Below are 12,524 nucleotides of genomic sequence, written 5' to 3' on the forward strand. Positions count from 1 at the left end.
ATGCAATACAAGGACCTGCGCGACTTCATCGCCCAGCTCGAAGCCATCGGTGAACTGAAGCGCATCCGTGTGCCGGTGGATACCTATCTGGAAATGACCGAAATCGCCGACCGCGTGCTGCGCGCGGGTGGCCCAGCATTGCTGTTTGAAAAACCGCATACACAGGGTGTGGCGCAGGCCATGCCGGTGCTGGCCAATCTTTTCGGGACGCCGCGGCGTGTTGCGCTCGGCATGGGGATTGGTGAAGAGGCTTCGACAGACTGGCAGAAGCCGCTGCGCGAAGTGGGCAAGTTGCTGGCCTTCCTGAAAGAGCCGGAACCGCCCAAGGGCTTGCGCGATGCCTGGGAAAAATGGCCGGTGCTCAAGCAGGTGATGAACATGGCGCCCAAGGTAGTGAGCCGCGCGCCCTGTCAGGAGATCGTGTGGGAAGGTGATGAGGTCGATCTGGCGAAATTACCCATTCAGCATTGCTGGCCGGGGGATGTGGCGCCGCTGATTACCTGGGGGCTGGTGGTGACGCGCGGCCCCCACAAGTCGCGCCAGAACCTCGGCATCTACCGCCAGCAGGTACTGGGCAGGAACCGCGTGATCATGCGCTGGCTGGCGCATCGCGGCGGTGCGCTGGATCTGCGTGAGTTCCAGCAAGCCAACCCCGGCAAACCCTTTCCGGTGAGCGTGGTGCTGGGCTGCGATCCGGCCACCATTCTTGGCGCGGTGACACCGGTGCCGGACTCCTTGTCTGAGTACCAGTTCGCCGGACTCTTGCGCGGTGCCAAGACCGAGCTGACCAAGTGTGTGGGCAACGACCTTCAGGTGCCTGCCTCGGCTGAGATCGTGCTCGAAGGCTTCATCTACCCGAATGACATGGCGCCGGAAGGTCCTTACGGCGACCATACCGGCTACTACAACGAAGTGGCCGAGTTTCCGGTGTTCACCATCGAGCGCATCAGCATGCGTCGAGAGCCGATCTACCACAGTACCTATACCGGCAAGCCGCCGGATGAGCCGGCGATGCTGGGCGTGGCGCTGAATGAAGTCTTCGTGCCGCTCTTGCAGAAGCAGTTTCCCGAGATCACCGATTTTTACCTGCCGCCTGAAGGCTGCTCTTACCGCATGGCGGTGGTGAGTATCAAGAAGGCCTACCCAGGCCATGCCAAACGGGTGATGTTTGGGATCTGGAGCTTCCTGCGCCAGTTCATGTACACCAAGTTCATCATCGTGGTGGATGAGGATGTGGACGTGCGCAGCTGGCAAGAAGTGATCTGGGCGATTACCACGCGCATGGATGCCACGCGCGATACCACGCTGGTCGACAACACCCCGATCGATTATCTGGACTTCGCCTCGCCGGTGGCCGGGCTGGGCAGCAAGATGGGGCTGGATGCGACCAACAAGTGGCCGGGCGAGACCCAGCGCGAGTGGGGGCGTACCATTCAAATGGATGCGGCCGTGAAGCAGCGCGTGGATGCTCTGTGGAACGAGTTGGGCCTTTGAAAGGGATATCGATGAGCGACAACAACACCCTGGATGTGATCGAAGGCGAAACCTTCACGCCAGCCGACCCGAAGCTGATCCAGCTGACCCACATGCTTTACGCATTGCATGCGGTGGGGCTGGTGATCGGCGCCTGGTCGCAGGCCGCAACCATGGTGGGGGCTTTCGTGTTTGGCTGGACCTCGATCATCGCCATCATCATCAATTACGTGAAGCGGGATGAGGCGAAAGGCACTTTCCTCGAAAGCCACTTCAGCTGGCAGGCCGACACGTTCTGGCGTTGCCTGATCGTGATGTTGATCGGCCTCGTGCTTTACATGCTGATCGTGGGCTTCTTCATCAACTGGCTGGTTTTCGGCCTGGTAGGCCTTTGGGCGGTGTATCGCATCATCAGGGGCTGGCTGGCGCTGCAGGCCGCCCGTCCGGTAGCTTGATCAGGAGGCTGCATCTGGAGCTTCGCGCTGCCAATCCAGCCAGTCGTCGCCGAACCATTCGATCGGGTGAGCCGTGCGCTCGGAGCCGTTGCCGCAGGCCATGTCGGTCGCGGCGCAGTATTTGTCGCAGCCCCAGCAGATGCGCTCGGGGTGTTTCGGATGGGTCGGGAATTTCTTGGCCATGCTGCACCGCCTTCTTTAGCGCGGCCTGAAAACTCGCCGCTGACTCAATGATCCTCCTTGAGCGCGCGGCGGGCCCTATTCTGGATCAAGTTCCGGCGCAGGCGGCAAAGCCCGCACGCAGAGTGTCCTGCGGCAAATCGCGGCCGATCAGCACGATGCGGCTCTTGCGTTCGGCGTCGGACTCCCAGGGACGGCCGTAGTCGAAGCCGGCAATGCGATGCACGCCCTGGAAGACCAGGCGCTTGTTTTCTCCCGCAATCGACAGGATGCCCTTGTAGCGCAAGAGATCGTGGGCGTGCTGCTCGACCAGCTGATCGACGAAGGCTGAGACGGCGGCCATGTCCACCGAGCCCGGTGCTTCGAGCAACACGGTTTCGATGGCGTCATCCCAGGAGCGGGCGGGCTTGCCGCCCAGCGCATTCAGCGGTCTGGCGGCCGTGTTGTGGCGGAACGGGTTGGCGGGGGGCAGGCCTTTTTCATTCAGGGCGAAGCCGCCGGTGGCGAGGAGTGCGGGCCAGTGCTGGTCCAGCTCGCGCACATCCAGTTGCGGGGCGCGGGCGTTGATGGCGGCGAGGCGTATGGGTAGAGCGTCCGGTGTCGCCAGATCAGTCTTGGTGAGGATGATCCAGTCGGCGTAGGCAACCTGGGCGGCGGCGACGCGCTCGCGGTCCAACTGCCCGGTGGCATGGCAGACGTCCACCAGAGTGATCACTGCATCAAGCTGGAAGCGGTGGCGGAGTTGCTCTTCCCAGAAAAAGGTCTGCACGACCGGACCAGGATCGGCGAGGCCGGTGGTTTCGATGAGCAGGCGATCGAAGGCGAGTTCGCCGGCGTCGCGCTTGCTGAGCAGATCGGCCAGGGCGATGGCCAGCTCACCACGCACGCTGCAGCAGATGCAGCCATTGGAAAGCTCCACGATGGCCGTGGCCTGAGGGGCGATCAGGGCACCGTCGATGCCTACCGCGCCGAACTCGTTTTCCACGATGGCAAAGCGCACGCCGGGATTGGCCGCCAGCAGGCGGTTGAGCAGGGTGGTCTTGCCTGCGCCAAGAAAGCCCGTGAGCAGGGTGACCGGAATGAGATCAGTCATGGTGGGAGTCCTGTAAGCGTGCTTTGGCGGAGGGCATGAAAACGCCCCTTCTGCCTGGAGCCCAAGCGGTGAAGAGGGTGACAGGGATCAATCTTGCGGCACTCGGGAGGGCTGTGGGAGCGAGGTCAGTGCCGCTTCCACCTAGCAGCACTTCCCGGCGCCACCGCCGTAGCGGGCCTCCTGGCGCTCGCGGAAGAACTCCTCATATGTCATCGGCGTGCGCTCCGGATGTTTCAGCCGGGTGTGCTGCACGTAGCTGTCGTAGTCGGGCAGGCCCACCATCATGCGGGCGGTGTGGCCGAGGTACTCACCCATCTTGGCTAGGTTCTGGAACATCCGTCGTCTCTCTGGTCACGGGTTTTTTCTGGCCTGCCGCCTCGGTGAAGCGGCAGGCCGGAAAAAGCCCGGCAGGCATTGCCTGCCGGACACTTTCGTGGTGCTCAGGCCCGCTCGGGCAGCGCCTGATAAGGCGTTTCCTGAGTGGTGACGCGGGCGTCGGCACGTGCCTTCATGCAGGCGCGGAAGCCGAAGATCATGACTGAAACCACCACGAACATGAACAGCCCGCACAGCGCCGCATCCAGGTAGTTGTTGAAGATGATCTGCTGCATCTGGGCCACGCTCTTGGCCGGGGCCAGCACTTCACCACGCTCGGCAGCCGCGGAGAAACGTGCGGCATTGGCGAGGAAGCCCACCTTCGGGCTGGCATCGAAAATCTTCTGCCAGCCGGCGGTGAGGGTGCACATCAGCAGCCACACGGTGGGCAGGATGGTGACCCAGGCGTAGCGCTCGCGCTTCATCTTGAACAGCACTACGGTGCACAGCGTTAGCGCCATGGCTGCGAGCATCTGGTTGCCGACGCCGAAGAGCGGCCACAGGGTGTTGATGCCGCCCAGCGGATCGACCACGCCCTGATACAGGAAGTAACCCCAGGTGGCGACGCAGAGGCCGGTGGCGATCAGGTTCGGCCCCAGCTTGTCGGTGCGCTTGAAGCCCGGGATGAAGGCACCCAGCAGATCCTGCAGCATGAAGCGGCCGGCACGCGTGCCTGCATCTACTGCGGTCAGGATGAAGAGGGCTTCAAACAGGATCGCGAAGTGATACCAGAAGGCCATCATGGCCTTGCCGCCCAATGCGCCGGAGATGATGTGGGCCATGCCCACGGCCAGGGTGGGAGCACCGCCGGCACGCGAGATGATGCTCTTCTCGCCCACGTCGGCAGCGGTCTGGATCAGCACGTCCGGCGTGATCACGAAGCCCCAGCTGGAGACCTTTGCCGCCACTTCGACGGCTTCCTTGCCGATCACGGCTGCCGGGCTGTTCATTGCGAAATACACGCCTGGATCGATCACTGAGGCGGCAACCAGTGCCATCACTGCTACGAAGGATTCCATCAGCATGCCGCCGTAGCCGATGAAAGCCGCGTGGCTTTCATTCTCAAGCAACTTCGGCGTGGTGCCGGAGGCGATCAGGGCATGAAAGCCGGAAACCGCGCCGCAGGCGATGGTGATGAACAGGAAGGGGAACATGTTGCCGGACCAGACCGGGCCGGTGCCGTCGATGAACTTGGTGACGTGCGGCATCTGCATCATCGGAGCCACCACCACGATACCGATGGCCAGACCAAGAATGGTGCCGATCTTCAGGAAGGTGGAGAGGTAGTCACGCGGAGCGAGCAGTAGCCACACCGGCAGCGAGGCGGCCACGAAGCCGTAGCCCACGAGCATCCAGGTCAGCTGGGTGCCGGTGAAGGTAAACATCGGGGCCCAGGTTTCGCTGGCCGCCACCTGGCCGCCAAGCAGTATTGAGCCGATCAGCAGGATGAAGCCCACCACCGAAATCTCGCCGATCTGGCCCGGGCGGATGTAGCGCATGTAGATGCCCATGAAAATCGCGATGGGAATCGTCGCGGCCACCGTGAAAGTGCCCCAGGGAGATTCGGCCAGCGCCTTCACCACGATCATCGAGAGCACCGCGAGGATGATGATCATGATCAGGAAGGCGCCGAACATCGCGATCACTCCGGGGATCGGGCCAAGTTCGCTCTTGACGAGATCGCCGAGGGAACGGCCGTCACGACGGGTCGAGACGAACAGCACCATGAAATCCTGCACCGCCCCGGCCAGCACCACACCGGCTACGAGCCACAGCAGGCCGGGCAGATAGCCCATCTGCGCGGCGAGCACGGGGCCCACCAGCGGGCCGGCGCCGGCAATCGCGGCGAAGTGGTGGCCGAAGAGCACGTTCTTGTTGGTCGGAACGTAGTCGAGGCCGTCGTTATGGCGTACCGCCGGGGTCATGCGGGTCGGGTCGATGCCGACGACCTTGTTGGCGATGTAGAGGCCGTAGAAGCGGTAGGCGGCCATGTAGATGCCGACGGCGGCCGTCACCACCCACAGGGCGCTGATGGTTTCGCCGCGCGACAAGGCGATGTAGGCCAGGCAGAAAGCGCCGATCAGCGCCAGCGCGGTCCACCCCAGCTTGGGCAATATGCGGTTCATTGTGTCTCCTCCATGTCATCGTGCCCGTGCAGGGCATGAATGCAAGGCTGTTGGTATGGGCCTAGCGCGTGAGGCTGAGCCTTGCGCGTTTCCGCCCGTCGGGCCCGGCGCTGCTTTGCCGGGCTGCGCTGAGTATGGTTGGCTGCGCAAGCAAAAAAATCCGCATGACTACGCAGGCCGGCTCCGTGCCGCCACATAGGGGAAAACGGCATTCGGAACCGAATGGCGGAAAGTCCGGCTGTTGCCTAAAGCCCTTCCGGATTAGGATTCGGCGCCATGAACCTGCGTCTGAAGGTCCTTCTGCTGGCGGTTGCACCGCTGCTCCTCGCCATCGCAGCGATCGCTTCTGTGGTGCGCATCGAGGCGCGTGCGCTGGCCGACGCCGAGACCCAGGCCGTGTTGCCGGTGCTGGAGTCGTCCCGGCGGACCGAGCTCAAGCATTACGTGGATCTGGCGCTGGGCGCGATCGAGCATCTGCATGGCATGGAGGATCAGGCTGTAGCCCGTAGTCAGGCGCTGACCATTCTGCGTCAGCTCGATTACGGAGAGGACGGCTACTTCTTCGTCTACGACCAGCAGGGGCGCAACCTGATGCACCCGCGCCAGCCGCAACTGGTGGGGCAGGATCTGTGGGAGTTGCGTGATAACAGCGGCACGCCCACCATCCAGCGCCTCGTGGTGCAGGCCAAGCAAGGCGGCGGTTATGTCGAGTTCATGTGGAACCGGCCTTCCACCGAGCGCACCGAGAGCAAGCTTGGCTATGTGCAGCTGGAGCCACACTGGGGGTGGGTGATCGGCACCGGGATTTATCTCGATGACATGGCCGAGGCGCGCCTGCGTATTGACAATGCTGCCAGCCGGGCCATCTCCGCCACCATGGTGATCATTACTGTCATTACCGGCACGGCGATCCTGATTGTGGCTGTCTGCGGTTTCGCGTTGAACCTCTCCACCCAGCGCAGTGCCGAGGCGCGCATGCGCGCGCTGGCGCATCAGGTCGTGCTGTCACAGGAAACCGAGCGAGCACGAGTGGCCCGCGAGCTTCACGATGGCGTGAGCCAGCTGCTGGTGTCGGTCAAGTTTCTCTTCGAGTCGGTACAGGAGCGCGTCGGCAGCCTCGGTGGCGAAGGCCGCGATGTGCTGATCGAACTGACCGGAAAGGGCGTGACCCGCCTGCACGACGTGCTGCGCGAAGTGCGCCGCATCTCACATGATCTGCGCCCCACCGCACTCGATGATCTGGGCCTCAAGGCGGCTCTGGCCCAGATGCTCAATGAATTTGGCCAACGTACCGGGCTCGCTGTGCAGCTCAAGGCAGAGGACAGCCCTTCGTTGCCCGGTCCGGTCGCCACGGCCCTGTTCCGCGTGGTGCAGGAAGCGCTCACCAACATTGAGCGCCACGCCCGCGCGTCCGAAGTGACCCTCACCTTGATGAGCCGGCCGCATGCCTTGCGTCTCACCATCGCCGATAATGGCCGCGGCTTTGATCTTGAAGCGCTGATCGCGCAGCCGCGCAGCGGGCTCGGCCTCACCAGCATGCGCGAGCGCATCGAAACCCTCGGCGGCATCTTCGTGATGCGTGCCAGCGAGGCCGGCACCAGTATCGAAATCGTGCTACCGGCCAGCGCACTCCGGAATTGAAGGAAGGACGGAATATGGAAGTACCCCGCGTCAAACTCATGCTCGTCGACGACCACCCGCTGGTGCGCGACGGGCTGCGCCTGCGCCTGGCCACCGTGCCCGGCTTCGAGATCATTGCCGAGGCCGACGATGGCATCGCTGCGCTGGCTGCGCTGGAGCGCCAGGAGCCCGATGTGGTGCTGATGGACATTGCCATGCCCGGCGCCAACGGCATCGAGCTGGTGAAGAAGCTGCACGAGCGCTATCCACAGGTGCAGGTGATCATGCTCACCATGCACGATCAGCCGCAATACGTTGTCGAGGCCTTCCGCCAGGGCGCCCGCGGCTATGTGCTGAAAGACAGCCCGGCGCAGGAAATCGTCGCTGCCATCCACGCCGTGATGGCCGGTAAGCGCTACTACTCCGCCGGCGTGGCCGACGCCCTGGCCGCCGGCGCCACCCCCGCACCACTCCTCACACAGCGCGAGCAGGAGGTACTGACTCTGATTGCCGAAGGCCGCTCCAGCAAGGAAATCGCCTCCAGCCTGAACCTCTCGGTGCGGACCGTGGAGACCCACCGCCTCAACATCAAGCGCAAGTGTGAGCTAGAAGGCTCCTCGGCACTGGTCAAGTTCGCGGTGGAGCGGAAGTGGACCGGGCTTTGAGGGGGCGCGGCTGTAGGCGCAATGACCGCGAATGCTTTTCGTGGGAAACGGGCGACGCCTGCAGAATGATGGCTTAGCCGTGCCCACCGGTGTGTTGGGAAAACCCCGGCTCATCTTTCAGACCGTGCTTGTACCCAACCCTTTACGCCTCCTACCTGATGATCGTTCCTGACTACTGGGCGGAAGCCCGCCAGCAGCATCGCGCGGCTGGCAAGCAAATCACCATCCGTCGCTGGGGCTGGTCAAGCAGCAGTGAAGACGATGCGCGTGCAATGGCCGAAGCTCGTGCGGCAGAGGCCTTGCAGCGTCTTCTGGGTGGAGAGAAGCTGACGCGCCGCGAGCCCAAGGCGGCCTACAACGGAGCCTTCGGCGTTCCCATTCGCGAAGAGGTGTTGTCTCGCCACGGCGAAGAGGTCGTTACCCGAAATTCATATGGCGCGCACTGCCTCAACACCCCGCGTGCGCTATTTGCCGATGTGGATTTCGCGAGCACCCCGCGGGCCGGACTGCGTTTCGCTGTGTTCGGATTGCTGGCGCTGCTGGCAGTAGTGATCGGCGGATTCCATTTGCGGAGCTGGGGCGTCGCGGGAGGCTTGTTGTTATTGGCCCTGCTATTGACCGGGCCGCTTGCCGGAGGCATGGATCGCCTGAACCTGTTGCGCAAGGGCGGGCATGAACGCATCGCCCGGCAGCGCCTGATGGATTTCCTGGCCAGGCATCCGGCCTGGAACGTACGCCTCTATCGTACGCCGGGCGGCTTCCGGCTACTGGCCACACATCAGGCCTTCGAGGCATCCGCACCCGAGGTGCAGCAGTTCTTTGCGGCGATCGGGGCGGACCCGGTCTATGTGCGTATGTGCAGCAACCAGCAATGCTTTCGTGCCCGGCTGACGGCCAAGCCCTGGCGGATCGGTATCAGCGATCATATGCGGCCCCGCCCCGGGATCTGGCCGGTGCCCCCGGATCGGCTGGGCGTCCGGCAGCAATGGGTGGCGGCTTACGAGCGGGCGGCAGCCTCGCATTCAGCCTGCCATTTCGTCGAGTCACTGGGCTCCGGCAAGGTGGATCCGGAAATCAGCGTGGTGGTGGCCTTGCATGACCGCGAGGCGCGGGCGCACGAGTTTGCGCTCGCCGTTGCCTGAGAAGCCCGAGCTCGGCGGCGGGGCTGCCGGCCCTCTCATATAGCAAACATCAGCCCGCTGCCATTGGCAGCGCCGGTTTGCTGACGCACCATTACGGCCTGTCTGCCGGAGGCTCGCTCCGGCGAGCGTGAGTGCTGAATTCATAGGAGTGTTGTTGTGGCAAGAATCGGTTTTCTGGGGCTGGGCATCATGGGGCGGGCGATGGCCGCCAATCTGCTCAAGGCGGGTTTTGAAGTAACAGTGTGGAACCGCTCGGCAGCCAAGTGCGCGCCGCTGGTGGCGCAGGGGGCGGCTCAAGCGGCTACGCCGCGCGAAGTGGTGGAAGCCTGTGATTTCACCATCGCCATCCTGGCCGACCCGGCCGCGGCACGCGAAACCGTGTTCACGGCCGATGGCGTGCTGGCAGGTATGTCTGCTGGCAAGGGCTACATCGACATGTCCACCGTTGATGACGCCACCGCCCGTGAGATTGCTGCCGCGATTGCCAGCAAGGGTGGGCGTTTTCTCGAAGCGCCGGTGTCCGGCACCAAGAAGCCGGCGGAAGACGGTACGCTGGTGATCCTTGCCGCGGGTGATCAGAGTCTCTACGACGAAGCCGGGCCGGCTTTCGACAAGCTCGGCAAGAAACGCGTGTTTCTCGGTGACGTGGGGCAGGGCGCGCGCATGAAGCTGGTGGTCAACATGATCATGGGCTCGATGATGGTGGCCTTGAGCGAAGGCCTGGCGCTGGGGCTCAAGGGCAATCTGGATGGCGCCAAGATCCTCGAGGTGATCGAGGCGGGCGCGATGGCCTGCCCGATGTTCAAGGGCAAGGGGCCGATGCTGCTGAACGATGACGCCAGCACCAGCTTCCCGCTCAAGCACATGCAGAAGGATCTGCGCCTCGCGCTGGCCCTCAGCGAGGAGCTGGGCCAGTCCCTGCAGGCGGCCTCTGCTGCCAACGAGGTGTTCAAGCGCGCCAACATCGCCGGGCATGGTGACGACGACATTGCTGCGGTGTATCGCGTGGTGCGCTGAGCCGCTTGTAGCAGGCTGCAAAAAGGCCCGGTCAGCCATAAGCTGCCGGGCCTTGTTACATCAGAGATCAGGCGGATCAGGAGCCTTCGGGTTCGAGCTGGCTTTGCAGGTAGTTCTGCAGCCCCACCTTTTCGATCACTTCGAGCTGGGTTTCGAGGTAGTCGATGTGTTCCTCGGTCGCTTCGAGGATCTCCATCACGATGTCGCGCGAAACGAAGTCGCGCACGGACTCACAGTAGGCTACGGCTTCCTTGAGGTCGGCGTGGGCCGTGACTTCGAGCTTGAGATCGCCGGCCAGGCACTCCGGCACATTCTCGCCGATCAGCAGCTTGTTGAGATTCTGCAGGTTGGGCAGACCGTCGAGCATCAGGATGCGCTCGATCAGCATGTCCGCGTGATGCATTTCCTCGATGGACTCCTTGTACTCGTGCTTGCCGAGTTTCTCGAAGCCCCAGTGCTTGTAGATGCGGGCGTGAAGGAAATACTGGTTGATGGCGCTCAGTTCGTGGGTGAGCTGGCGGTTGAGCAACTGAATGACTTTCTTGTCACCTTCCATGCTGTGACTCCTCTCAAGGGCTGGGGGCGTACCGCGTGGAGAGGGGCTTCTCCGCCGCAGGCATGAGTCCATTGTGCACAAGACAAACGCCATGCATCAAGGTCAATTTAATGAATGACCCTGATAGGCATGGCGCGGAAGGTGCGCGAGGAAGGAGTGTGGAGCACAAAGCCTTCAGGCGGTTGCGAACTCCCTCTGGCCGAGCCCATCTCCGGCGACATGCAACAGGGGGATTGTTCTGTGCGGTGCTGCACTCGCCTCTTTCAGGCAGGCGTGGGCACACTGGGCGCATCGGCCGCAACTGCTGGCCACGCCGAGCGACTCGCGCAGGTCGCGCACCGTGCGTGCGCCATCGGCCGCAGCGCGTGCGATATCGCGATCAGTGACAGCATGGCAGACGCAAACATACATGGCGGTACCCGGGGTGCGTGGTGGGGTGATGAATTGAAAGATAATGCGATCCGTTCTCATTTGCAAGCCTATCTTTGCTGGATTGGCTGTCACCGCCGTCGCAGGGCAATTCGTCTGTTCCGTGTCTGCTGCAGCAAAACCCGGCGCTGCCTGGTCCAGCCAGGTGTTCGAGTCCTGCCGTGCCGCCAGGCGGAGGCGCTTATCGCTTGAATGCCGGCGTGCTAGGGTCGCGGGCATGTCCTGACTCCCGGTTTTCTCATGAGCACATCCGATTCAAGCTGGCGCCAGATTGCCCTGTGTGCCTGGGGCAGCCAGTATCTCGCCGGCGGCAATGAGCTGGACGACTGGTTCCGCCACGGCGTGTTCTGGGAAGCGCCCCAGCTGTTCCGGTCCTTGCCTGGACGGACACTGATCGCCGCCGATTTCTGCGCCTGGCTGTTCTGGCTCAGATCACGTGGGGCCATGCGTCTTACCCTGCATGCGACGGAGTCCGGGCAGGTTCCCGCGGGCGAGGGCTTCTACTGGGGGGAGCGCCTGATCTGCGTGCATTTTGCGGAGGGCTGTGAGCGCTGGCTGACGGGGGAAGAAATACCGGGCTGTACGGACGCCAACGACGCCGCGCTCGAAGCCGCACGGGAGGCGAGTGGCGAGTGGAGCTGGGTGCCTGACCCAGGGGCGTATGCCGGCGAGATCGAAACCTGGTGGTGCCTCGGCATGGGCGAGGCGATTTCGGTGCCGGAGACCGACTGGAGCGCCAGCGCCGCGCGCCTTCAGGCCGAACTCTTTCCGGAGGATGGCTTGCGCGGCCGGTGGCGTCTGCCAGACCAGACAGAGCTTCGCGCAGGCAACAAGGGAGACGCGGAGTGGTCCAGCTTGCCGACCTTGCCGCACTCCCGAAGCCTGACCCTGCCGCATCGCCTGCTCGATTATCTGCATGGCGAGCAGGCGCGCTTTTCAAACGACACGCACCCCAAGAATGAAGGCAATCTTTATGTGTGCGCCAGTGCCGAGGAGGCCGCGAGGATTGATCACTGGGGTGAGCGGCTCGATGCCTGGATCGATACCTTGCAACGCGCCGCAGCCAACGAGCGTCGTTGGCGTGAAGGGGGGAAAGGCGGCTCGATGCTGATGCCTGCGCTGCCTGATGCCACCGTATCGGCCGCGCAGCAGGACGCGGCCAGCGTCCCGGTTACCGAGACGAACCCGCCCTCTGCGCCGCGCGTGATCGAGCAGCCTGCGGCCCAGGCGCGCGCCATCACCCCGCTGTTGATCGATGGCATCGTACTGGCTGTGCTCTGCGTGCTCATTGTCGCCCTGGCAAAGGTGCTCAGCCGCTACGAATGGATCAGTCTGCTGATTGCCTTGCCCTGGATGCTTTACGTGCGGCGCCGCCAATAGGCGTTCCCCGGGC

13 protein-coding genes are annotated in these 12,524 nt (G+C 63.4%); 7 read left to right on the plus strand and 6 right to left on the minus strand.

Translation table 11 applies throughout. From position 1 onward, the window contains the following. Complete coding sequence (ubiD, locus tag Q3Y64_RS15335; protein ID WP_303563152.1) at positions 1–1,494, plus strand: 4-hydroxy-3-polyprenylbenzoate decarboxylase; 1,494 nt, start codon at positions 1–3, stop codon at positions 1,492–1,494. Between the two features lie 11 nt (positions 1,495–1,505). Next, positions 1,506–1,928, plus strand: a complete 423-nt coding sequence (locus Q3Y64_RS15340; RefSeq protein ID WP_303563155.1) for a hypothetical protein — start codon at positions 1,506–1,508, stop codon at positions 1,926–1,928. Here the strand turns inward: Q3Y64_RS15340 and Q3Y64_RS15345 are convergent, their stop codons facing one another. The 4 genes from Q3Y64_RS15345 to Q3Y64_RS15360 form a co-directional block, all read right to left on the minus strand. After that, a complete protein-coding gene (locus tag Q3Y64_RS15345) occupies positions 1,929–2,111 on the minus strand; it encodes a DUF3079 domain-containing protein (protein ID WP_101943342.1) in 183 nt (60 codons plus the stop codon). A gap of 85 nt (positions 2,112–2,196) precedes the next feature. Then, positions 2,197–3,201 carry a GTP-binding protein gene (locus Q3Y64_RS15350; protein WP_101943343.1) on the minus strand — a complete coding sequence of 335 codons (1,005 nt, stop codon included), beginning with the start codon at positions 3,199–3,201 and terminating at the stop codon, positions 2,197–2,199. Between the two features lie 141 nt (positions 3,202–3,342). After that, positions 3,343–3,537, minus strand: coding sequence for a YbdD/YjiX family protein (locus Q3Y64_RS15355; protein ID WP_101943344.1), 195 nt, complete (start codon positions 3,535–3,537; stop codon positions 3,343–3,345). Positions 3,538–3,641: 104 nt separating this feature from the next. Further along, positions 3,642–5,702 (minus strand): carbon starvation CstA family protein, encoded by a 2,061-nt coding sequence (locus Q3Y64_RS15360; RefSeq protein WP_303563158.1) that lies wholly within the window; start codon positions 5,700–5,702, stop codon positions 3,642–3,644. Between the two features lie 276 nt (positions 5,703–5,978). Between Q3Y64_RS15360 and Q3Y64_RS15365 the strand changes: the two genes are divergently transcribed. The 4 genes from Q3Y64_RS15365 (at position 5,979) to Q3Y64_RS15380 (ending at position 10,146) form a co-directional block, all read left to right on the plus strand. Next, complete coding sequence (locus Q3Y64_RS15365) at positions 5,979–7,343, plus strand: cache domain-containing protein (protein WP_303563160.1); 1,365 nt, start codon at positions 5,979–5,981, stop codon at positions 7,341–7,343. Positions 7,344–7,357: 14 nt separating this feature from the next. Further along, positions 7,358–7,987, plus strand: coding sequence for a response regulator transcription factor (locus Q3Y64_RS15370; RefSeq protein WP_303563162.1), 630 nt, complete (start codon positions 7,358–7,360; stop codon positions 7,985–7,987). 128 nt (positions 7,988–8,115) lie between these two features. Further along, complete coding sequence (locus Q3Y64_RS15375; RefSeq protein WP_303563164.1) at positions 8,116–9,129, plus strand: hypothetical protein; 1,014 nt, start codon at positions 8,116–8,118, stop codon at positions 9,127–9,129. 156 nt (positions 9,130–9,285) lie between these two features. Next, positions 9,286–10,146, plus strand: a complete 861-nt coding sequence (locus tag Q3Y64_RS15380; RefSeq protein WP_303563166.1) for an NAD(P)-dependent oxidoreductase — start codon at positions 9,286–9,288, stop codon at positions 10,144–10,146. A gap of 76 nt (positions 10,147–10,222) precedes the next feature. Here the strand turns inward: Q3Y64_RS15380 and bfr are convergent, their stop codons facing one another. Then, complete coding sequence (gene bfr / locus Q3Y64_RS15385) at positions 10,223–10,702, minus strand: bacterioferritin (protein WP_101943350.1); 480 nt, start codon at positions 10,700–10,702, stop codon at positions 10,223–10,225. A 174-nt stretch (positions 10,703–10,876) separates the two neighbouring features. Continuing rightward, positions 10,877–11,173, minus strand: a complete 297-nt coding sequence (locus Q3Y64_RS15390; RefSeq protein WP_368506660.1) for a bacterioferritin-associated ferredoxin — start codon at positions 11,171–11,173, stop codon at positions 10,877–10,879. Positions 11,174–11,371: 198 nt separating this feature from the next. On the opposite strand from Q3Y64_RS15390, the gene Q3Y64_RS15395 reads away from it, so the two are divergent. Continuing rightward, positions 11,372–12,511 carry a hypothetical protein gene (locus Q3Y64_RS15395; protein WP_303563169.1) on the plus strand — a complete coding sequence of 380 codons (1,140 nt, stop codon included), beginning with the start codon at positions 11,372–11,374 and terminating at the stop codon, positions 12,509–12,511. The last annotated feature ends 13 nt before the right edge of the window (positions 12,512–12,524 follow it).

It is taken from the genome of Uliginosibacterium sp. 31-12 (assembly GCF_030548425.1).
GTDB classification, from domain to species: Bacteria; Pseudomonadota; Gammaproteobacteria; order Burkholderiales; family Rhodocyclaceae; genus Uliginosibacterium; species Uliginosibacterium aquaticum.